The organism is Kitasatospora sp. NPDC058190 (assembly GCF_042883685.1).
In the GTDB taxonomy this organism is placed as follows: domain Bacteria; phylum Actinomycetota; class Actinomycetes; order Streptomycetales; family Streptomycetaceae; genus Kitasatospora.
The window spans coordinates 1-19,380 of the sequence record NZ_JBHVVI010000149.1 but is presented as its reverse complement, the minus strand read 5'-3'; the positions used below and the strand labels follow the sequence as shown (position 1 = coordinate 19,380).

Below are 19,380 nucleotides of genomic sequence, written 5' to 3'. Positions count from 1 at the left end.
CACTGTACTGCCCGGCCCCCCCCCGGGGGGGTGTGGGGGGGGGGGGGGGGGGCGCCGGGGAGGGGGGGGCCCCCCCCCCCCACCCCCCGCGCCAGCACCCGGCCAGCCCACCGCGTGATCGAACAGCGAGTGACACGGACGCTCTACAGGCAGTCGATCAGAGCGACAACCACGGTTTGTGCAGGCCGAGTTCGGAGCGCGCCTGCCAGTCGTAGAGGTCCGTCCGGTCGCGGGCGTTGTTGTCGGGCAGCAGGCTGCCGCGCGGCGGTCCGAGGCGCAGCCGGTCGCCGACGGCGGTGTGCTCGACCAGGGCCGCGCTGACGCCGCCGGGACCGGTGCGGCGGACATGGAACTCCACCTCGTCGTCGGCGCGCGGGGCGCAGCCCATCGGGTACTGCCGCCAGGTGTGCGGCAGCGCGGGGTGCTCGACGGTGCCGTACTGTCCGGCGCGGTAGGGGTACGGCTCGCCGGTGCGCACCCACAGGACGGCGAGGTCGGGGCGGCGGCGTTCGTGGCCGGTGACCACGGCGTGCCAGTACGGGGGTTCGGTGAGCGCGGAGTCGGCGCCGGCGACCATCGCGCCGACGGCGAAGCGCAGCATCCGCACCCAGGCGGCTTCCAGCTCCTCGGTCCAGCTCTCGCCGGCCCGGTGCCGGACGGCCGCGCACAGGGCCTCTTCGAAGGCCTCGTAATGGACCGGACGGACGCCCAGTTTTCGGTGGTCGCGCCCTAGTTGACGGAGCGTCCGGTCGAGTTCGGCGGGGCGGTGGAGGTGGCCGATCAGGTGGTGGACGATCCGTTCCAGGTGGGTCTGCTGGAACTCCATCGAGGTGGGGAAGAGCGGTCGCAGGTAGGGGCGGCGGCGGAACATGACCGCGTAGAGGTGGTCGATCAGCTCCGCGAGCGGGGCGACCAGGTCGAGGTCGCGCCGGATCAGGTACTGGTCTCTCGCGCCGTCGTAGCCCTCGCCGCCGACGATGCCGTGGTCGGCTCCGGATCCGGGCCCCGACGACGAGGCGGGGGTGAGGAGTTGGCGCCGCAGTCGCATCGCGTGGTGGCGGGCGATCAGACGGTCGTACTCGGCGGTGGCGGTGGCCCTGCTGCTGCTGTTGTCCATGACCTGCCCAGTCAACTGCCGCCCACCTGGCGCGAGAAGGGCCGGTCGCCCCGGGCGGACCCGGGACCATCGGCCCTGTATCGACGAACCGGTCGAACGCCTACCGGCTCTGCTCGGCGGTCCGCTCGGCCGCGTCCGCGGACTCCGCGCGCAGCTCGGTGGCCGCCCAACTGGCCAGCAGCCGAAGGGACTCGGCGGAGGCGGAACCCGGTTCGGCGTGGTAGGTGACCAGTACCTGGTCGCCGTCCCCGGCCGGGCGCAGCGTCTCGTACTGCAGGGTGAGCCGGCCGACCACCGGGTGGTGCAGGTGCTTGGTGCCGTGGCCCTTGTCCTGGATCTGGTGGGTGGCCCACAGGCGGCGGAAGTCATCGCTCTTGACGGAGAGTTCGCCGATCAGCGAGGCGAGCCGGGGGTCGTCCGGGTCGCGCCCGGCGTCCAGCCGCAGGATGCCGACCACGTCGGTGGCCTTGTTCTCCCAGTCCTGGTAGAGCTCGCGCGCGGCCGGGTCGAGGAAGACGTGCCAGGCCATGTTGCGCTGCTCGGGCGGCATCGTGGCGAAGTCGCCGAGCAGGGCGGTGCCGAGCCGGTTCCAGGCGATGATGTCCAGCCGCCGCCCGAGCACGTACGCGGGCACGCCCTCCATCGCGTCCAGCAGCTGCTGCAGCGCGGGTCGGACCCGCTGCGGACGGGCGGCGGCGCGGCCGGCCCGGCGGCGGGCGGGCTTGGTGAGCCGGCCGAGGTGGTCGCGCTCGGCGGGGCTGAGCCGCAGCACCCGGGCGATGGCGTCGAGGACGGCGACGGAGACGTTCTCGCCGTGCCCCTGTTCGAGCCTGGTGTAGTAGGCGGTGCTGACTCCGGCCAGCTGGGCCAGCTCCTCGCGGCGCAGTCCGGGCACCCGCCGGCGGGTGGTGGTGTCCGGCAGGCCCACGTCCTCGGGCCGCAGCCGGGCGCGGCGGGATCGGAGGAACTCGCTGAGTTCGGTGCGCTGGTCCATGACTGCAGTATGCGGGCGATCCGACGCGCCCGGGTGCGGGTGAGGGTGATACTGCCGTGCGTAGGTTCCGCAGTCCTACGTTCCGCTTCCCTACGCGCCGCTGTCGTACGCCCCGCCTTCGTACGACGATCTCTGGTCTGGTTGGCCTTCCGGCGCCGGCGCAGTCTTGTGGTCATGACGAACGAGACGAACGAGACCACGCAGAACGCCGCCACCCGCACCGTCACCGCCTACGCGGCTCAGCAGCCCGACGCCCCGCTGGCGAGGACCACCGTCACCCGCCGGGCCGTCGGCGAGCACGACATCGTGATCGACATCCACTACTCCGGCATCTGCCACTCGGACATCCACCAGGTCGGCGAGGACTGGGGCACCGGGATCTTCCCGATGGTCCCGGGCCACGAGATCGCCGGTGTGGTCAGCGAGGTCGGCCCGGGCGTCACCCGCTGGAAGGTCGGCGACCGGGTCGGGGTCGGCTGCTTCGTCGACTCCTGCCGGGAGTGCGACAACTGCGAGGCCGGCCTGCAGCAGTACTGCACCGGTGAGGGCGGCGCCGTCTTCACCTACAACGCCATGGGCAAGGACGGCCTGCCGACCTACGGCGGCTACGCCGCGGAGCTGGTGGTGGACGAGGCGTACGCGCTGAGCATCCCCGACAGCCTGCCGCTGGACGTCGCCGCGCCGCTGCTGTGCGCGGGCATCACGCTGTACTCGCCGCTGGCGCACTGGGGCGCCGGCCCCGGCAAGAAGGTCGCGATCGTGGGCCTCGGCGGCCTCGGCCACATGGGCGTGAAGATCGCCCACGCGATGGGCGCGGAGGTCACCGTGCTCAGCCAGTCGCTGCGCAAGCGCGAGGACGGTCTGAAGCTCGGCGCCGACCACTACCGGGCCACCTCCGACCCGGCGACCTTCACCGAGCTCGCGGGCAGCTTCGACCTGATCGTCAACACGGTCTCCGCCGACCTCGACCTGAGCGCCTACGTGGGCCTGCTGCGCACCGACGGCACCCTGGTGCAGGTCGGCATGCCGGAGAAGCCCCTCACGATGCACCCGTACCCGCTGGCCACCGGGCGCCGCTCGCTGGCCGGTTCGATGATCGGCGGGCTGCCGGAGACCCAGGAGATGCTGGACTTCTGCGGTGAGCACGGCATCGGCGCCGAGATCGAGGTGATCCGGGCCGAGCAGATCAACGAGGCGTACCAGCGGGTGCTGGCCGGCGACGTCCGGTTCCGCTTCGTGATCGACGCCTCGACCATCTGAGCCTCGGCCGTCCGGGCCTCGACCGTCCGAGCCTTCACCGCCTGAGCCTTGACCGCCTGATCAGCCGACCAGTTGATCAGGCGACCAATTGATCAGGCGACCGACTGACGCTACGCCCCGCGCCCTGGTGCTCTCCCATCACCAGGGCGCGGGGCGCGCCCTTGATCCCCTGCCGGGGGGTCAGACCCCCGCCGCCCTGGCCCCGGCCGCCGCCCGGCGCTCCGCGCGCCGGTCCTCCCGCCGCTGCCGTCCGCGGCGCAGCGGCTGGTCGGGCAGCCAGCCGAAGGTCAGACAGGCGCCCACCATCCCGAGCAGCATCCCCATCAGGAAGCCGCCCAGGTTGGAGGTCACCCAGCTGGCCAGCGAGGCGAGCACGGCGAGGACGGAGTAGAACAGCCGCTGCGCCGGGTTGAACAGGATCAGCAGGCCGCACAGCACCATCACCACCGGCACCAGGTACCCCGCCAGCCCGGCCATCCCGATGTGCAGGAGGACGGGCAGCGGGGCCCACAGCGTGAACAGGATCTCGGCGCCGCCGAGCGTGACCAGCAGCCCGCCCCAGAACGGTCGCTTGCCCCGCCAGTCGCGCCGCACCGGGCCCGCGGCGGGCGCGGCCTCCGGTGCCGGGGCGACGGCGGCCGGAGCGGCGGGTGCGGGCGTGGCCGCTTCGGGCGCGGCGGCCGTCCCCTCGGCCGCCACCCCCTCGGGCCACGGCACGTCGCCCTCGCCGGCTCCGGTCGGCTCCGGTACGGACTCCGTCATGGTCAGCAGCCCTTGGAGCCGAAGCTCAGCCGCAGGTTGGGCAGTTTGAACCCGACGGCCGTGCTCGCGTAGTTGTGCTGCTTGAGGTGCGTCAGCTGGACGTGGTCGGCCTGCTGGCCGAAGACGCCCCGGCCGCCCTTGCCGACGTCGCCGGCCTTCTCGAAGGTACTGGCGTCGCCACCGATCTCGATGTTCTTGAAGTCCGCGTCGCCGGACAGCAGGTCGGAGTCGGTGGTGAGGTCGGAGGCGGAGACCGGGGTGCCGTTGTCGCCGGCGTGGATCACCAGGTTGACGCCGCCGAGGTCGACGCTCTGGCACAGGTTGGTGATCTCGGCGGTCTTGATCGCCGACACCATGACCAGCACCTGGCCGCCGGTGTTCCCCTTGTTGGGGCTGTTGGGGATCATGTGGTCCAGCGCGCCGAACTGCGCGAAGCCATCTCCGTCGAGCTTGTCCGCGGTGATCGTGAACGGCATGCCGGAGATGGAGAACTGCGCGGCGAGCACGCCCTGGGCGGTGAGGGTCATCAGGATGCCCCCGACCGCGACGGCCGGTACCGCCATCAGGACCGAGCGCTTCAGCCGTACCCGGCCTCTTCTCGCCCCCATCGGCGTCTGCGGGGATTCCGCCGCGGCTGCGGCGTCCTCGGACATGGCCATGTGTGCTCCCTGTGGATGGATTGGGTGTGCAGGCACTGGCACGTTGCCCTGGCGCGGACAGCGTTGCGCGTCCCGACCGGACCCTCCGCCCCTCGGCAGCGGGGCGGGCTCGGTCGGAGCGCGAAGTAACTGGGAAGCTACTGCCCGGTATTGGCCGGGTCAATACGGGTGCACGAAGGATCTTCACCAATCCCGACCCCGAGCCGCGCGGCCGCCTGCGCCGGACCGAGGAACGGCGCGAGGCAGAACATGCTCAACACCGTTAGCAGTTCTGGTAGTTGATCGGTACGTCCGGAGTCGATCCGGCGGTAGACCGCGCTGTAGACGCCGCCCACCACGGCGTCCACCATCTCCTGCACCCCTACGCCGCCCGGCAGTTGGGGCACGTCGGCGAAGAACACCCGGAACCGGGTGAGGAGTTGGTCCCGCTCGCGCCGACCGGCAGGGCCGACCGACTCGATCTCGATCACCGCCATGGTCGCGAAGGACGGTGTCCCGGCGAGGAGTTGGAGCATCGCGCCGAGCGCCTGGCGAATCCCCGCGCACCAGTCGGATTCGGCCGCGAAGGCCGCCGCCATCCGCCGGATCACCACCCCGGTGCCGTACCGGTGCGCGGCCAGGAAGGCGTCCTCCTTGCCGCTGAACAGCTCGTAGAAGACCGGCCTGGTCACACCCGCCGCGCGGCAGATGTCGCTGACCGTGGCGTGCTGGTAGCCGCGTTCGGCCACCGTCCGGACCAGCCCGTCCAGCAGCCGCTCGCGCTGGGTCGCGGCGACCACCCCGGCGGGGAGCCGGCGGGGGCCGGGCTTGATCGATCTGGCCGGATCCCGGCCGGTCCGGGCGCCCGGCAGCAGGATCACCTCGGCGCTCCGGAAGTAGTTCCGATCCATCCCAACTCCTGTGTCCTGTATTGACATTGACGGAAGACCGGGTTTACAACACTGGCAGGTTTCCAACCGGTGGGTGAGCAGGCCACCACCGGCCGACCTCCGTGCCGCTGCGATCCGAACCGCCGCGTACAGCACCGCCGTACCTCCGGCGAAGTCGCACCTGCACACCGCCGTACCGCACGGGTGGGCCCGTGGCGCCGGGCCCACCCGTACCGCAGTCCGCCGGAGCCCTCGGTACGCCATCACCTCCCCCGCCGTGCACACCACCACACCCGCACGCGGGGATTCCCCCACCCGTCCCCGGACGGAGAGAGGCACCCTCATGCGCATCCGTCGCACCCTCGCAGCCGCATCCCTCGCCGCCATCGCCCTCACCGGTGCCGCCGTGGCACCGGCCCAGGCCGACGCCGCCGCCGTCCTGACCACCGGCAGCGCCTCCGGGCCGGCCGTCTCCGTCGGCGACACCCTCACCGCCAGTCTGGCCTCCGGCACCGCCGCGACCTTCACCGACGGCCCCGGCAGCTCCAACGGCGTCAGCTGCGCCAGCTCCTCCTTCTCCGCGACCGTGACGTCCAACCCGGCCGCCCCCGGCAGCGCGACCGAGCAGCTCAACAGCCAGTCCTTCGACTCCTGCACCTCCAGCGTCTTCGGCGTCATGAGCGTGCAGAGCGTCACCGCCACCAGCCTGCCGTACACCAACACGGTCACCTCCGGCTCCGGCAACAACGTCTCGCTCAACGGCGGCACCAGCGGCCCGGTGGGGATCACCGTGGTGCTGAACACCCTCCTGGGCAGCGTCGAATGCGACTACCAGAGCCCCAACGGCATCTCCGGCTCCACCTCGAACAGCGGCAACACCATCGGCTTCGCCAACCAGCCGGCCAACCTGGTCTCCGGCCCGGGCCTGTGCTTCTCGACCGGCTACTTCAGCGCCAGCTACGGCCCGGTCACCGACACCTCGGCCGCCGGCAGCCCGGTCCTGTACGTCAACTGACGTTCCGGGGCCCGGACACAGCGAAGCGGCGTACGACGGGCAGCAGCCCGCCGTACGCCGCTCCACCGCAGGCCTAGACCTTGAGCACGAAGTAGGCCACCATCCCGCCCACGAGGGCCAGGAAGAGCTGCACCATCACTCCCGGGTACAGGACGCCCTGATCCGCCGGACGCCCCTCCCGCTCCGCCTCCAGCGCCCGCTGCGACAGCTTCCGGACGTGCCCGGCCAGCCCCAGCGGGAAGCTCAGCGTCACCGTCGAGTACATCAGCAGGGCCTCGGCCGGATCCAGGTGCTTGACCTTGTAGTGGGCGAACTGGAGCAGCGCCCCGACGACCGGCCCGATCGCCGCCATCGTCCGGTACTCCCGCGTGGGCTGCGGTGGCACCAACACCGCCCAGAACAGCGCCGCCGCCAGCACGGCGATCCACCACCACGTGGCCACACTCAGCCCCAGTGGAGTCATTTCCCCTACCCCCCAGTTCACAAAGGACGTTCGCTCACGCACGTCCACCACCGAGCACCCTAGACACGCGTTCGGGCCCCGGGCCCGGTGACCCCCGAGACAAGCAAGTGACCGGCGGGTAGGGTGGCGCCGCACGGACACGGCGAACCGGAACGGGGCAGGCAGATGGCCAGCGGCAGCAGCGCGAACGGCGACGGCACGGGGTTCTTCGCGTCAGTGGCGGACACCGCCGACCGACTCGCCGCGACCGGGTACCTGGCCTCCACCGCCGTGGCCACCACCGTCTTCCTCGCCGACCGGCTCGGCAAGCCGCTGCTGGTCGAGGGCCCGGCCGGGGTCGGCAAGACCGAACTCGCCAAGGCCGTGGCCGAACTCGGGCAGGCACGGCTGGTCCGGCTGCAGTGCTACGAGGGCATCGACGAGGCCCGCGCGCTCTACGAGTGGAACCACGCCAAGCAGCTGCTGCGGATCACCGCCGGCCGCGACGAGGGCTGGGACCAGGCCCGCACCGACATCTTCGGCGAGGAGTTCCTGCTCACCCGCCCGCTGCTCACCGCCATCCGCGGCGAGGAGCCCACCGTGCTGCTGATCGACGAGATGGACAAGGCCGACGTCGAGGTCGAGGCGCTGCTGCTGGAGGTGCTCAGCGACTTCCAGGTGACCGTCCCCGAGCTCGGCACCATCACCGCGAGCCGCCGCCCCTTCGTGCTGCTCACCTCGAACGCCACCCGCGAACTCTCCGAGGCCCTGCGCCGCCGCTGCCTCTTCCTCCACCTCGACTACCCGGACGCCGAGTTGGAGCGCCGGATCGTCCGGCTCAAGGTGCCCGGCCTGGACGACACGCTGGCCGCCTCCCTGGTCCGGGTGGTCGGCGCACTGCGCGCGATGGAGCTGCGCAAGGCGCCGTCCGTCGCCGAGACCATCGACTGGGCCCGCACCCTGCTCGCCCTCGGCGCGGACACCCTGGACGAGACGGTCGTCCAGGACACCCTCGGGGTGATCCTCAAGCACCAGGACGACGTCCGGAAGGCCGCCCAGAAGCTCACCCTCGCGTGACGGCGCCGCAGCCGGCCGACACCGCGGCCCGACTGACCGGCCTGGTCCGCGCCCTGCGCGGGCACGGCCTGCGGATCGGCCCGGCCGAGACGGTGGACGCCGCCGCCGTGCTCGACGTGCTCGGCTTCGCCGACCGCGAGCAGATGCGGGCCGGCCTGGCCGCCGCCCTGCTGCGCTCGGACGGCCAACGGGCCGTCTTCGACGCCTCCTTCGACCTGTTCTTCCCCCTGGGCGTCGGCACCCCCGAGGCCCTGCGCACCGACCCGCCGCCGCTGCCGCACGACCCCGAGCCGCCGCGCTTCGGCCGCCCCGACCCGCTCCGCGACCAGCTGCGCGAGCGCCTTGCCGCTGCCCTGGCCGCCGACGACCGGGCCGCCCAGGCCAGGCTGGCCGGCGAGGTGGTCGAGGCCTTCGGCCGGTACGGCACCGGGAGCACACCGGGATCGGACGGCTGGTCCGCCCACCAGGCGCTCGGCCGCCTCTCCCCCGAGACCCTGCTCGCCCGGATCCTCGCCGCCCTGCGCGAGGACCCCGGACCGGAGGACCTCTCCGACCGCGTCCTCGCCGACGAGATCCGCCGCCGCATCCGGGACTTCCGCGCCCAGGTCACCGGCGAGGCCCGCCGCCGGGTCGCCGAACTGCGCGGCGCCGAGCGGATCGCCGAACGCGCCGTCGCCCCCACCGCCGACCGGATCGACTTCCTCTACGCCGGCCGCGAGCAGCTCGCCGAACTACGGCGCACCGTCCACCCGTTGGCCCGCAAGCTGGCCACCCGACTGGCCGCCCGGCGCCGCCGCGCCGCCCGCGGGCAGATCGACCTGCGCCGCACCCTGCGCCGCTCGCTCGGCACCGGCGGGGTGCCGCTGCGCCCGGCGTACCGGCTGCGCCGCCCGGCCCGGCCGGAGCTGGTGCTGCTGTGCGACGTGTCCGGCTCGGTGTCGGGCTTCGCCGACTTCACCATGCTGCTGGTCCGGGCGATGAGCGAACAGTTCAGCAAGGTCCGGGTGTTCGCCTTCGTCAACCGCACCGCCGAGATCACCGACCTGCTCCGGGAGGACAGCGCCGACCCGGCCCGGCTGGCCACCCGGATCCTCGCCGAGGCCAAGGTGATGGGCTACCACGGCAACAGCGACTACGGCTCCGCCCTCGGCGAGTTCGCCGACCACCGCCTGGACGCCGTCGGCCCGCGCACCTGCGTGCTGATCCTCGGCGACGCCCGCAACAACCACCGTGACCCCAACCTGGACGCGCTGCGCCGGATCGCCGGCCGGGCCCGGCGGGTGTTCTGGCTCAACCCCGAACAACCCGCGCTCTGGCCGACCGGCGACTCCGCCGCGCTCGCGTACGCGGACGTCGTGGAGATGCACCCCTGCCGCAACGCCCGCCGCCTCGGCGAGCTGATCGCCCGCCTGCTGCCGGTCTGAGGAAGGCCTAGTCCAGCGTCTTCAGGAAGTCCAGCAGCGCCTCGGTCACCTCGGCCGGGCGCTCCTGCTGCGTCCAGTGCCCGGTGTCCGGCAGCCGGACGTGCCGGTGCAGCCGGGGCGTCAGGTGCTCCAGCAGGTACGTCACCACCTCGGGCGCGATCATCGCGTTCACCAGGTCCTGCTCGCCGGCCACGTACAGCGCGGGCGCCTCGATCCGCCGGCCGGCGAATGCCGCCATCAGCTCGTTGTTCCGGTCGATGTTGCGGTACCAGTTGAGCCCGCCGGTGAAGGCGCGCTCCCCGTGCAGGGCGTAGTCGGCCGCGAACGCCTCGATGTCCGCCTCGGTGAGCCAGTCCGGCAGCCGTTCGGGCTCCGGGACACTGTCCAGCAGACCCTGGCCCTCGGGGACCACCCACGGCCGCGGCTTGCCCTCGGGGGAGATGCCGCCGAGGATGCGGCGGAAGCTGCTCCTCAGGTCGGCCGCCAGCTCGGCGTCGGCCCGGCCCGGCTGCTGGAAGTAGATCTGGTAGAAGCCTTCGCCGAAGTTGTCCCTGGCGGCGGCCAGCGGCCCCGGCCCGGCCGTCACCGGCGGCACGCTCAGCCCGGCCACCCCGCGCACCAGGTCCGGCCGCAGCGTGGCGGTGGCCCAGGCGACCGGCGCGCCCCAGTCGTGGCCGACCACCACGGCCCGCTCCTCGCCCAGCGCGCCGATCAGCGCGGTCACGTCCCCGACCAGGTGCAGCAGGGTGTACGCGTCCACGTCCTCGGGCTGCGAGCTGCGGGCGTACCCGCGCTGGTCGGGGGCGACCACCCGGTACCCCGCCTCGGCGAGCGGTGCGAACTGGTGCCGCCAGGAGTACCAGCTCTCCGGGAAGCCGTGCAGCAGCAGGACCAGCGGCCCCTCGCCCTGCTCCGCGAGGTGCAGCCGGACGCCGTTCACCTCGACGTGGCTGTGCTTGATCGCGTCGTTCAACTCCGCTCCCGGTTCGCTCCGATGGATCCGTTCGGTGGGTCCGTCCGACCCCCTGCCCAGCCCGGCGCCCCCGCAATCCCCGCGAGTTCCCCTTTCGACATGGACACGCACAAAGCAGCCGAGGCCGCCCCGGGAATTCCGGGACGGCCTCGGCCTCAGCGGTGCGCTGAACTGATTGAGCGTCAGTTCACCGTGTAGCTGTACGGGATCGCCGCGAGCACCGAACCGGTGGTGCCCACGATGTTGTTGGCGGTCGGCGTGAAGGTCGGGCCGGACACCAGGTAGAGAACACCCTTGACCGTGCTGCCCTTCGGGCCGGTCGGGGTCACGGTCACCTGCAGCGAGCCGGTGGCGCCCGGGGCGACGGTCACCGGGTTGGCGGCCGGAGCGGAGGCGTTGACACCGGAGGCGAACGGGTCACCGGTGCTGGAGGCCAGCGCCGGGTCGAACGCCAGGGTGTGCGCGCTGGCGGTGATGGTGGAGGTGCCGGCCGGCGCGGCGTTGTTGCCGAACGGGCCGATCTGCTGGACGAAGGTGCTCCAGGAACCGGGGACGACCGGCTGCTCGGCGCTGCCCTTGTCGGTGACGACCGAGATGGTCGAGCCGTCCTGGGCCTTCTTCAGGTCACCGAACAGGTCCGGCGAGCCGGTGGTGCCGCTCAGCTCGATCTGCGCCGGCGTCGAGGACGCCGCCACGGCCTTGAGCTGGTCGGTGCCCGGGGGCACCAGGAAGCCGGGGACCGAGGAGGTGAGGCTCAGCGGCAGGTTGACCGAGGCCGAGGCGCCCTGCGGCACCAGCGGCAGGTCGACGCGCTTGTCGAGGCGGCCGTCGGCCGCGATGCGCTGGGTGGCCGCGGTGTTGTTGGTGTAGTTCACCTGGACGGTGACCGGCTTGCCGGCCGCCAGCTTGGTCTTCGCGTCGTTGGGCAGACCGGCCGCGGTGGCCTGGTTCTGGTTGAACGCGATGGTGCCGGTGAAGTCCTGGGCGAGCTCCTGGCCGCTGACCGGGCCGAGCACGTTCAGGACGAACCGCCAGTGGCCCTCGGCCGGGTCGACGGTGGTGGCCGAGACACCGTTGGAGCTGCCGGTCAGGTTGCCCTGGGCGTCGAACAGCGCGTTGCCCTCGATGTCGATCGGGGTGCCGTTCGGGCTGATCAGCGCACCCTGCATGAGCAGGTTGGCGTCCTTGGCGACGGTGACGCCGACCCGCAGGTCCTTCTGGCCCTTCGGGACGTCGAAGCCGTAGGTGAAGCTCTGCGTCGGCGAGGAGCCGCGGCCGTTGCCACCGGTGATGGTGCCGGTGAAGGTGCCGGTGCCGTTGGTGACCGGGACGAGGCTGCGCAGGATCACCGGAACGCTGGTGGTGTTGCCGTTCGAGCTGGAGACGGTGACCGCCTCGCTCGAGTCGCCGCTGGTCGCCGGGGTGGTGAGCTGGACCTTGAGGGTCTTGGTCTCACCGGGCTGCACGTCGGTGCTGTTCGGGCTCACCGCGCCGGCCGGAACCGCGCGCTGGGTGGAGGTGCCGAACTGGACGTCGCCGGTGTAACCGGCCTTGCCCGCCGGGGTGTACATGATCGCGGTCCACTCACCGGCGACCGGGTGCGGGACGTCCACCAGGCCGAAGTTGGCCGGGGTCGCGCCGCCCTGCGGACGGGTGTTGGTCTCGAAGCGGCCCGACGGGTCGAGCAGCGTCATGCGGACCACGGGGCCGTTGGTGACCGGGTTCGGGCCGCCGTGCCAGGCGATCGACGCCGCGAGGCGGTCGGCACCGGCCGGAACCGTGAACTTGACCTGCTTCTGCACCCAGTCGGCACCGTTGGTGGCGTACTTGAAGGTGTCCGTGGAGGCCGAGTCCATCTTGACGGTCTGCTGGTTGTTCGCCAGCGGCGCGAAGCTGCGGGTCGCGGCGCTCACCGTCTGGGTCTCGTCACTGGTGTTGGTGACGGAGATGTCGGCGGTGTGGGTCGAGCCGGGGGTGCCGGAGATGCTCAGCTGGCCGGTGTTGACCACGACGGTCTTGGCACCGTCGGTGCCGTCGCCGTCGTCGTAGCCGCGGGCGGCCTCGACGGCGGCCCGGACGTTCAGCAGACCGGCGCCCTGCTCCTCGGCCGGAACGCCGAGGTCGGTGGCGGTACCGGTGATGAACTTCTTCACCAGCGCCGGGGACGGCGAGTCGCCGCCGTGGGTGTCGCGGTAGGCCTGGATGACCAGGGCCGCGGCGCCGGTGACGAACGGGGCGGCCTGGCTGGTGCCACCGAAGGGCTGGATCCCCGAGGGCTTGCCGTTGAAGTCGGTGCACTCGGTGTACTTGGTGGTGTCGGGGGTGCAGAGCGCCCAGTCCGACTCACCGGGGGCGACCAGGTCGACGGTCCGGCCGGCCTGGGTGAAGCCACCCGAGGACAGCGCGGAGATGCGGCTGTTGCTCCAGGTCTTGTTGGAGAACTTGGAGGCCGCGTAACCGGTCTGCTGGTAGTTCTGGTTGTCCGTCGAGGCGCCGACCGCGATCACGTTCGGGTCGGTGGCCGGGGTGCCGATCGTCCCGCTCAGGCCCGCGTCACCGGAGGAGACGGAGACCGTGACACCGGCCTTGACGGCCTGGTCGTTGAAGAGCGAGATGGTGTCGTGCGCGCCGCTGTCCGGGGTGACGTTGCCACCGAAGGACTCGTTCAGCACGTCGACGTGGGCGACCCGCACCGCGTAGTCGATGGACTGCAGGATCGACGAGTTCGACATCATCTCGCCGCCGGCCTTCAGCGCGACCAGGTCCGCGTCCGGGGCGAGGCCCTTGATGCGGATGTTGCAGCCGGCCGGCAGCGGGTGCGAGGAGTTGACGAACTTGGAGACGTCGTAGGTCTGGCGACCCTGGGCGATGACCGCCGAGGCGTCGCCGAAGGCCTCGGCGGCGCCGGTCGGCGCAGCCCAGCCGTCACCCGCGAAGTCCTGGTAGTCGACGACGGCGTGCGAACCGTCGGCCCGGATGAAGTCCGGGTTGTTCGGGTCGAGGCTGTCGGCGATGTAGGCGACCTTGACGCCCTTGCCGGTGGCCAGGTCGGCCGCGCCGGGCTGACCGTTGCCGGTCACGCCGCGCACCGAGTACAGGCCCTCCGGCTCCAGCAGCGGCTTGGAGGGGTCGGAGGGGCAGACCGTGTTGGTCGCGTTCTCCTCGGGCTGGCCGTTGCTGCCCGAAACGGCCTGCGGAGCGGCGTCGCTCTTGGCCGCACCGGCCGTGGCCTCGTCCGCGGTCTTCGCCTTGGTCGCGGCGATCGGGGCCACCTGGACCTGGGTGTCCGCCACCACGGTGGCGACCGCCGGGTCGGCCTGCAGCTTGGCGCGCAGCGCCGGGCTGACCGTGGCCGAGAAGGCGTTGCCGACCACGAAGCTCTTGATGTTGGTGCCGCCGTTGGCCTTGACCTTGTCCAGCAGCGGCGCCTGGGAGTTGGCGGTCTTCTGCTGGCGGTCGCCCAGGTGGCCGTGGTCGGCCGGGGCGTCCGTTATCTGGTCCTTCAGGATCACGATCACCGGTGCCGGCGCCCCGTCCGAGGACGCCGCCTGGGCGTTCTGCGGGTCCTGGAGCGGGGCTGCGTTGGCGATGGTCCCGAGAGTCAGGACCATGGACGCGGTGGTGACCGTGACGGCGGCTGCAAGCTGGGTCTTCCGCCAGCCGATCAATGGACATCCTTTCGTCTGATGAGACGTCAGGTTGCACGGCCCAGCGCACGCGGATCCTGGTCGGACGCACGGTTGCTCCGGACCGCGCGTCCCGACAGCGGTCGCATTCCAGCGCATCCGACACGACCACGACAAGGGGGGAAATCCCCATCAGAAAGTAAAAATGACCATCGGAAAGTAAAATTCACAGTATAAATCGCGCCGCGTCCGTCCCTTTTTCACCGATCAGAGCCGGTCAGGGACGGTCAAAACTGCCCGCCGCAGCGGCAAAAGTGCCGGTGGCGGACTCTCGACAGTGGCGAAACATCGCCACTGTCCATCCACTCGCCACCTGTTCGCTACCTACTTGTCGACACTTTGACCCTTCCTTCCCCGTCGACCGCGATCGAAACTCCGCGAGCGAGCCGAGCGCCGGACACACGCAGCGGCGAGGCCGTCCGGGCAGCCGGGGAGTTCGTCCACACCCCCGGCCGCCCGGGCGTTTCCGCGGGGAGTTTCGCCGGGCGGCATTTCACGAGGTGCTGCCAGGGCGGGCCGCCAGCCGCTCCTGAGCGTCCGCCAGGTCCTCGGCGGTCGGCGCGTCGTCCTGGGTCAGCCGGTGGCGCCAGTACCCGGTGAAGTCGATGTCCGACTTCGGCACCCCCTGCTCCTCGATCAGGCACCGGCGGATCGCCCGGACCGCCCCCGCCTCCCCGGCCAGCCAGACGAAGGGCTCACCCCCCCGGCAGCACGGCGTCCCGGAACGCCCCGGTCAGCACGGTGCCCGGAGCCGCGCCGTCCCGGTACAGCCACTCCACCTCCAGATCGGCGCGGCTCTCCAGCTCCTGACGTTCCGCCCGGTCGGCGACCTCGATCCACACGTACGCCCGCTCTCCCTCGGGCAGCGCCTCCAGCAGTGTCGCGATGGCCGGCAGCGCGGTCTCGTCCCCGGCCAGCAGCACCCAGTCGGTGTCCGCCGCGGCCTCGGCGAGCCGCACCGGCGGGGCGTACAGCGCGGACGGCCCGACCATCCCGAGCCGGTCCCCCGGCGCGACCCGCAGCGCCCAGTCGGCGGCCGGCCCGGTGTCGCCGTGCAGCACGAAGTCGATCTCGATCCGCCGGGTGCCCGGCTCCCGGCGGCGCAGGGTGAAGCTGCGCAGCAGCGGACGTTCGGCCTCGGGGATCGCCAGGTAGGTCTGGTACCAGCCCATCGGGTCGTCCTGCGGCGCGGGCAGGACCGGCTCGCGCTGCCCGGGGCGGGGGAAGCAGAGCTTGAGCTGCTGGTCGGGCGCGGTGCCGACGGTGTCGGCCAGGGCCTCGGCCTCGAAGGTGACCCGGGCGGTACGCGGCGTGACCCGGCGGACCGCCACGACCTCGACGAAGGTGACGGGCAGTGTCATCGCGAAACCCCTTCGATTGATAACCTTACGGCATAAAGAGTTGCCGCCGCGAGGATACTTTACGCCATAAGGAGATGTCGGATGACCGTCTACGCCGGGCAGGGCGACGCCCGTCGCTCGCTCGCCCTGCTCTGGGGCGCGCCGGAGGAACCGCGCGCCGGACGCAGCGGCCCCAAACCGGGCCTGAGTGTGGACGCGATCGTGTCCGCCGGAATCGCGGTGGCCGACGCCGAGGGCATGGCCGCACTGTCCATGCGCGCCGTGGGCGAACGACTCGGCCGCACCGCGATGGCGCTCTACACGTACGTACCCGGAAAGACCGAACTGCTCGACCTGATGCACGACCGGGCGCTCGCCGAACTGCCGGTCGGCCTACCGCTGTTGGACAACTGGCCGGCCGCCGTCGAAGCCTGGGCCGAGCAGCTGTACGCCTGCTACCTGCGCCACCCCTGGGTGCTCCAGGTCTCGCAGGCCCGCCCGGTGCTCGGACCCGCCGAACTGGCCGCGATGGAGGGCCTGTTGAGCGCCCTGCAACCCGCCGCACTCACACCGGAACGGCTGCGCGGGGCCGTCGCCGCGCTCTGGCAGTTCGTCCGCGGCATGGCCGCCACCACCGCCGACACACGCGGCGCGGCCGCCGCCACCGGCGTCACGGACGAGGACTGGTGGACCGCCCGATCAACACAACTCGCCCAGCTGGCACCGGACTTCCCTTCACGCTTCCCGCTGCTGACCGCACTGCAGAGCGCCACCGGCGGCGCACCCGAGGCGAGCGGCCGGGAGGCCTTTCGCACCGGTCTCGCGGTGCTGCTCGACGGCATCGCGGCCGCCGCACCCGCCTAGTCCCGCCGGGCGGCGGGGGGCCGTCCCTGCTCAGCCGTGCCGGGCGGCGGGGATCGCCAGCAGCACGCCGAGCACCAGCAGGGCGGCGTACCCGACGGTCTCGTGACCGTCCGGCACCAGGAAACGGACGAAGCCGAACAGTCGGAAACCCCCGAGCCGGTCGGCCAGCAGGCCGGAGCCGCCGCCGAGGATCAGCACGAAACCGAGGTAGCCGAGCAGGTTCTTCATACCCCCGAGCCTAGGAATCCGCGACCGCCGGTTCATCCGACTTTCGGCGCGGACCGGGGCCACCAAAGTCGCGGCCCCGACCCCCGCGCCCGCGTCCCGGTGGCTCCGGACGGAGCAGCAGCACCGGCGGCCCGGCGGCGGCGCCGGTACGTTCGCGGTGTGCAACCAAAGCGCATACGCCAGAAATCACTCTCCGTCACCGGCCTCGCCGCCGCCTCCGCGGCCTCGGCCCTGGTGCTCGGCATCGGCGCCCCCGCCGCCGTCGCACAGGACGCCGGCTCCAGCCCCATCGTCGGCGGCGAACGGCTCGGCCGCCCGGCCGTCCAGGTCGCCCCGCTGGCCGGGGCACCCGCCCTGCCCTCCGGGCTGAGCGGCCGCTCCTGGCTGGTCGCCGACGCCACCACCGGCGAGGTCCTCGCCGCCCACGACGCCCACCGGCCGCTGCCCCCGGCCAGCACCCTCAAGATGCTGTTCGCGGACACCGTGCTGCCCAAGTTCGACCGCTCGCTGGAACACCAGGTCACCCCCGCCGAACTCGCCAACCTCGGCGTCGGCAGCAGCCTGGTCGGCGTCAAGGAGAACCTGCCGTACCGGGTCGAGGACCTCTGGCGGGGCGTCTTCCTCAGCTCCGGCAACGACGCCGTGCACGTCCTGGCGAACATGAACGGCGGTGTCCCGCAGACGGTCGCCGAGATGCAGATCCGCGCCCACTCCCTGCAGGCCCTGGACACCAAGGTGGTCTCCCCCGACGGCTACGACATGGACGGCCAGGTCTCCTCCGCCTACGACCTCACCCTGTTCGCCCGCGCCGGGCTGCGCAACGCCGACTTCCGCTCGTACTGCTCCACCCGCACCGCGCGCTTCCCCGGCGGGCTGGACAAGACCACCGGCCAGCGCATCACCTACGACATCGCCAACACCGACCGGCTGCTCGGCAAGTACCCGGGCCTCATCGGCGTCAAGAACGGCTACACCACCAACGCGGGCGCCACCTTCACCGGCGCGGCCGAACGGGACGGCCGCACCCTGCTGGTGACGGTCATGCACCCCGACGCGCAGAGCAAGGTCTACGACGAGGCCGCCAGCCTGCTCGACTGGGGCTTCGCGGCAGCCGGCAAGGTCCAGCCGGTCGGCCGGCTGGTCGAGGACCTCGGCGTCCTGAAGACCGCCTCCCCCGACGCCACCTCGGAGGCCGCGGCCGCCGACCAGCTGCCGCCCTGGTCCCGCCAGCCCGTCCTCCACAACAGCGGACCAGGCCTCACCCCCGCGCTCTGGTCGGCCGGCATCCTCGGCACCGCCCTCGCCGTCTGGGGCGCCGCCCGCGCCGCCACCCGCCGCCGCACGGCCACCGCGTCCGCGGCCGCCCCCGGTGCGCCCGATGATGCGCCCGGTGCACCCGGTTCCGGCTCCACCGACGACGAGATCGGCTCGACCGGCGTCGGCGGCCCCAGCCACCGCCGCCTGACCCGCCGCGCCCGCGCCCTGTTCCGCGACGCCCGCACCCGCCGGACCGACTGAGCTGCGGACATTCCCTCTACACTTCGGGCCATGACCACGCCTGACCCCGCCGCCTCGGACCGGCTCGCCCGGATCGTCAGCCTCTCCTCCGGGAGCTACCTGCTCGTCACCACCTTCAAGAAGGACGGCACCGCGGTGCCGACCCCGGTGTGGGTGGTGCGCGACGGGGAGGCGCTCGGCGTCTGGACCGTCGCGGACTCCTGGAAGGTCAAGCGGATCCGCAACCGCGCGGACGTCCTGGTCGGCCCCTGCGACGTCAAGGGCCGCCCGACCGGCAAGCAGCACCCGGCCACCGCCGAGATCCTCGGCCCCGAGCGCACCGCCGCCTACCGCACCCTGCTGCGGCAGAAGTACGGCCTGCTCGGCGTGCTCACCCTGCTCGGCAGCCGCCTGCGCCGCGGCGAGCGCGGCACCGTCGGCATCCGGATCACCCTGACCTGATCGCTTCAGCGGGGGTGGGGGTCCGCCGGCACGCCCGGCAGGCCGGCGAACCTCCGCCGTAGCCGCGCTCGGCGATCCCGTCGATGCGTGTCTCCATGGGCCCGTTGCCCACCCGACCGCCCTACCGGCGCCCGACCGGGCCCGCCGGACATCGCGGGCGCGTCGCCGGTTCGGCTGAGCCGGGTGCGGGCTGGCAGGCTTGACGGCCATGGAAGAGAACGAGGCCGAGTCGCTGCCGCTGCTGGTGGTGGACGGCGCGAACGTGGTCGGCTCGGTGCCCGACGGCTGGTGGCGCGACCGGCGGGGCGCCGCCGAGCGGCTGCGGGACGCGCTGGTCCCGCTCGCCGCCCGGGGGCTGCCGGACCTGCCCGGCCCGCTGGAGGTGGTGCTGGTGGTCGAGGGCGCCGCCCGAGGCGTGACCGGCCTGCCCGAGGTGCGGGTGGTCGCGGCGGGCGGCAGCGGCGACGACCGGATCGTCGAGCTGGTGCGGGAGGCCCGTACCGAACAGCCGGAGCGGGAGTGCCTGGTGGTCACCGCCGACCGTGAACTGCGTGCCCGGGTCGGCGCGTTGGGTGCGGCGGTGACCGGTCCACGGAGCGTGCGGCCGTGATCCGGCCCCGGGTCGGCGGGGCTGGACGGCGCACCTGCCCCAATGGATCGACGGATCCGAGGTATGCCATCCCCCCTGCGTGTTCATGCGTCCGTGCCGGT

19 protein-coding genes are annotated in these 19,380 nt (G+C 72.5%); 8 read left to right on the top strand and 11 right to left on the bottom strand.

Annotated elements, in window-relative coordinates; genetic code table 11:
* Positions 1-157: 157 nt before the first annotated feature.
* Together ACFVWU_RS39605 and ACFVWU_RS39600 are read right to left on the bottom strand one after the other, a co-directional pair.
* Positions 158-1,132: a globin domain-containing protein gene (locus ACFVWU_RS39605; protein WP_387630323.1), complete on the bottom strand. Its 975-nt coding sequence runs from the start codon at positions 1,130-1,132 to the stop codon at positions 158-160.
* 85 nt (positions 1,133-1,217) lie between these two features.
* The gene (locus ACFVWU_RS39600; protein WP_387630320.1) at positions 1,218-2,111 is read right to left on the bottom strand and encodes a helix-turn-helix domain-containing protein; all 894 of its coding nucleotides are present in this window, start codon (positions 2,109-2,111) and stop codon (positions 1,218-1,220) included.
* A gap of 174 nt (positions 2,112-2,285) precedes the next feature.
* Here ACFVWU_RS39600 and ACFVWU_RS39595 point away from each other — a divergent pair, with 174 nt between their 5' ends.
* Positions 2,286-3,371: an NAD(P)-dependent alcohol dehydrogenase gene (locus ACFVWU_RS39595; RefSeq protein ID WP_387630318.1), complete on the top strand. Its 1,086-nt coding sequence runs from the start codon at positions 2,286-2,288 to the stop codon at positions 3,369-3,371.
* A gap of 180 nt (positions 3,372-3,551) precedes the next feature.
* Here ACFVWU_RS39595 and ACFVWU_RS39590 read toward each other — a convergent pair whose 3' ends face one another.
* From ACFVWU_RS39590 to ACFVWU_RS39580, 3 genes are all read right to left on the bottom strand, one after another.
* Positions 3,552-3,965: a DUF6114 domain-containing protein gene (locus tag ACFVWU_RS39590; RefSeq protein ID WP_387630326.1), complete on the bottom strand. Its 414-nt coding sequence runs from the start codon at positions 3,963-3,965 to the stop codon at positions 3,552-3,554.
* 170 nt (positions 3,966-4,135) lie between these two features.
* Positions 4,136-4,792, bottom strand: a complete 657-nt coding sequence (locus tag ACFVWU_RS39585; protein WP_387630316.1) for a DUF6230 family protein — start codon at positions 4,790-4,792, stop codon at positions 4,136-4,138.
* 137 nt (positions 4,793-4,929) lie between these two features.
* Positions 4,930-5,682: a TetR/AcrR family transcriptional regulator gene (locus tag ACFVWU_RS39580; RefSeq protein WP_387630313.1), complete on the bottom strand. Its 753-nt coding sequence runs from the start codon at positions 5,680-5,682 to the stop codon at positions 4,930-4,932.
* 322 nt (positions 5,683-6,004) lie between these two features.
* Between ACFVWU_RS39580 and ACFVWU_RS39575 the strand changes: the two genes are divergently transcribed.
* Positions 6,005-6,676: a Tat pathway signal sequence domain protein gene (locus ACFVWU_RS39575; protein ID WP_387630311.1), complete on the top strand. Its 672-nt coding sequence runs from the start codon at positions 6,005-6,007 to the stop codon at positions 6,674-6,676.
* A 73-nt stretch (positions 6,677-6,749) separates the two neighbouring features.
* Here the strand turns inward: ACFVWU_RS39575 and ACFVWU_RS39570 are convergent, their stop codons facing one another.
* The gene (locus ACFVWU_RS39570; protein WP_387630308.1) at positions 6,750-7,139 is read right to left on the bottom strand and encodes a hypothetical protein; all 390 of its coding nucleotides are present in this window, start codon (positions 7,137-7,139) and stop codon (positions 6,750-6,752) included.
* A 165-nt stretch (positions 7,140-7,304) separates the two neighbouring features.
* On the opposite strand from ACFVWU_RS39570, the gene ACFVWU_RS39565 reads away from it, so the two are divergent.
* Both ACFVWU_RS39565 and ACFVWU_RS39560 read left to right on the top strand, forming a co-directional pair.
* Positions 7,305-8,195 (top strand): AAA family ATPase, encoded by an 891-nt coding sequence (locus ACFVWU_RS39565; RefSeq protein WP_387630305.1) that lies wholly within the window; start codon positions 7,305-7,307, stop codon positions 8,193-8,195.
* Positions 8,192-9,619 (top strand): VWA domain-containing protein, encoded by a 1,428-nt coding sequence (locus tag ACFVWU_RS39560; protein ID WP_387630303.1) that lies wholly within the window; start codon positions 8,192-8,194, stop codon positions 9,617-9,619. Before ACFVWU_RS39565 ends, ACFVWU_RS39560 begins: the two co-directional genes overlap by 4 nt.
* 7 nt (positions 9,620-9,626) lie before the next feature.
* On the opposite strand, the gene ACFVWU_RS39555 is transcribed toward ACFVWU_RS39560, so the two are convergent.
* The 4 genes from ACFVWU_RS39555 to ACFVWU_RS39540 all read right to left on the bottom strand — a co-directional run bounded on the left by ACFVWU_RS39555 (position 9,627) and on the right by ACFVWU_RS39540 (position 15,639).
* A complete protein-coding gene (locus ACFVWU_RS39555) occupies positions 9,627-10,592 on the bottom strand; it encodes an alpha/beta fold hydrolase (RefSeq protein WP_387630301.1) in 966 nt (321 codons plus the stop codon).
* A 182-nt stretch (positions 10,593-10,774) separates the two neighbouring features.
* Positions 10,775-14,203, bottom strand: a complete 3,429-nt coding sequence (locus ACFVWU_RS39550; protein WP_387630299.1) for a S8 family serine peptidase — start codon at positions 14,201-14,203, stop codon at positions 10,775-10,777.
* 568 nt (positions 14,204-14,771) lie between these two features.
* Positions 14,772-14,900, bottom strand: a complete 129-nt coding sequence (locus ACFVWU_RS39545) for a hypothetical protein (RefSeq protein ID WP_387630297.1) — start codon at positions 14,898-14,900, stop codon at positions 14,772-14,774.
* A gap of 73 nt (positions 14,901-14,973) precedes the next feature.
* Complete coding sequence (locus ACFVWU_RS39540; protein WP_387630294.1) at positions 14,974-15,639, bottom strand: siderophore-interacting protein; 666 nt, start codon at positions 15,637-15,639, stop codon at positions 14,974-14,976.
* An 81-nt stretch (positions 15,640-15,720) separates the two neighbouring features.
* Between ACFVWU_RS39540 and ACFVWU_RS39535 the strand changes: the two genes are divergently transcribed.
* Positions 15,721-16,482: a TetR/AcrR family transcriptional regulator gene (locus ACFVWU_RS39535; protein ID WP_387630291.1), complete on the top strand. Its 762-nt coding sequence runs from the start codon at positions 15,721-15,723 to the stop codon at positions 16,480-16,482.
* A 30-nt stretch (positions 16,483-16,512) separates the two neighbouring features.
* Here the strand turns inward: ACFVWU_RS39535 and ACFVWU_RS39530 are convergent, their stop codons facing one another.
* On the bottom strand, positions 16,513-16,710 hold the full coding sequence (locus ACFVWU_RS39530) for a hypothetical protein (RefSeq protein WP_387630289.1): 198 nt from the start codon (positions 16,708-16,710) through the stop codon (positions 16,513-16,515).
* 159 nt (positions 16,711-16,869) lie between these two features.
* On the opposite strand from ACFVWU_RS39530, the gene ACFVWU_RS39525 reads away from it, so the two are divergent.
* The 3 genes from ACFVWU_RS39525 to ACFVWU_RS39515 all read left to right on the top strand — a co-directional run bounded on the left by ACFVWU_RS39525 (position 16,870) and on the right by ACFVWU_RS39515 (position 19,279).
* Positions 16,870-18,228 carry a D-alanyl-D-alanine carboxypeptidase family protein gene (locus ACFVWU_RS39525; RefSeq protein ID WP_387630287.1) on the top strand — a complete coding sequence of 453 codons (1,359 nt, stop codon included), beginning with the start codon at positions 16,870-16,872 and terminating at the stop codon, positions 18,226-18,228.
* Positions 18,229-18,258: 30 nt separating this feature from the next.
* Positions 18,259-18,669 (top strand): PPOX class F420-dependent oxidoreductase, encoded by a 411-nt coding sequence (locus tag ACFVWU_RS39520; protein ID WP_387630284.1) that lies wholly within the window; start codon positions 18,259-18,261, stop codon positions 18,667-18,669.
* Positions 18,670-18,877: 208 nt separating this feature from the next.
* The gene (locus ACFVWU_RS39515; protein ID WP_387630282.1) at positions 18,878-19,279 is read left to right on the top strand and encodes an NTP pyrophosphohydrolase; all 402 of its coding nucleotides are present in this window, start codon (positions 18,878-18,880) and stop codon (positions 19,277-19,279) included.
* Positions 19,280-19,380 lie beyond the last annotated feature (101 nt).

Excerpts from the sequence above, each read along its gene's own strand:
- ACFVWU_RS39530 (WP_387630289.1), bottom strand. The coding sequence starts at position 16,710 with ATGAAGAACCTGCTCGGCTACCTCGGTTTCGTGCTGATCCTCGGCGGC.
- ACFVWU_RS39535 (WP_387630291.1), top strand. The coding sequence starts at position 15,721 with ATGACCGTCTACGCCGGGCAGGGCGACGCCCGTCGCTCGCTCGCCCTG.
- ACFVWU_RS39540 (WP_387630294.1), bottom strand. The coding sequence starts at position 15,639 with ATGACACTGCCCGTCACCTTCGTCGAGGTCGTGGCGGTCCGCCGGGTC.
- ACFVWU_RS39600 (WP_387630320.1), bottom strand. The coding sequence starts at position 2,111 with ATGGACCAGCGCACCGAACTCAGCGAGTTCCTCCGATCCCGCCGCGCC.
- ACFVWU_RS39550 (WP_387630299.1), bottom strand. The coding sequence starts at position 14,203 with ATGGTCCTGACTCTCGGGACCATCGCCAACGCAGCCCCGCTCCAGGAC.
- ACFVWU_RS39585 (WP_387630316.1), bottom strand. The coding sequence starts at position 4,792 with ATGGCCATGTCCGAGGACGCCGCAGCCGCGGCGGAATCCCCGCAGACG.
- ACFVWU_RS39595 (WP_387630318.1), top strand. The coding sequence starts at position 2,286 with ATGACGAACGAGACGAACGAGACCACGCAGAACGCCGCCACCCGCACC.
- ACFVWU_RS39515 (WP_387630282.1), top strand. The coding sequence starts at position 18,878 with ATGGAAGAGAACGAGGCCGAGTCGCTGCCGCTGCTGGTGGTGGACGGC.
- ACFVWU_RS39520 (WP_387630284.1), top strand. The coding sequence starts at position 18,259 with ATGACCACGCCTGACCCCGCCGCCTCGGACCGGCTCGCCCGGATCGTC.
- ACFVWU_RS39565 (WP_387630305.1), top strand. The coding sequence starts at position 7,305 with ATGGCCAGCGGCAGCAGCGCGAACGGCGACGGCACGGGGTTCTTCGCG.
- ACFVWU_RS39575 (WP_387630311.1), top strand. The coding sequence starts at position 6,005 with ATGCGCATCCGTCGCACCCTCGCAGCCGCATCCCTCGCCGCCATCGCC.
- ACFVWU_RS39570 (WP_387630308.1), bottom strand. The coding sequence starts at position 7,139 with ATGACTCCACTGGGGCTGAGTGTGGCCACGTGGTGGTGGATCGCCGTG.
- ACFVWU_RS39580 (WP_387630313.1), bottom strand. The coding sequence starts at position 5,682 with ATGGATCGGAACTACTTCCGGAGCGCCGAGGTGATCCTGCTGCCGGGC.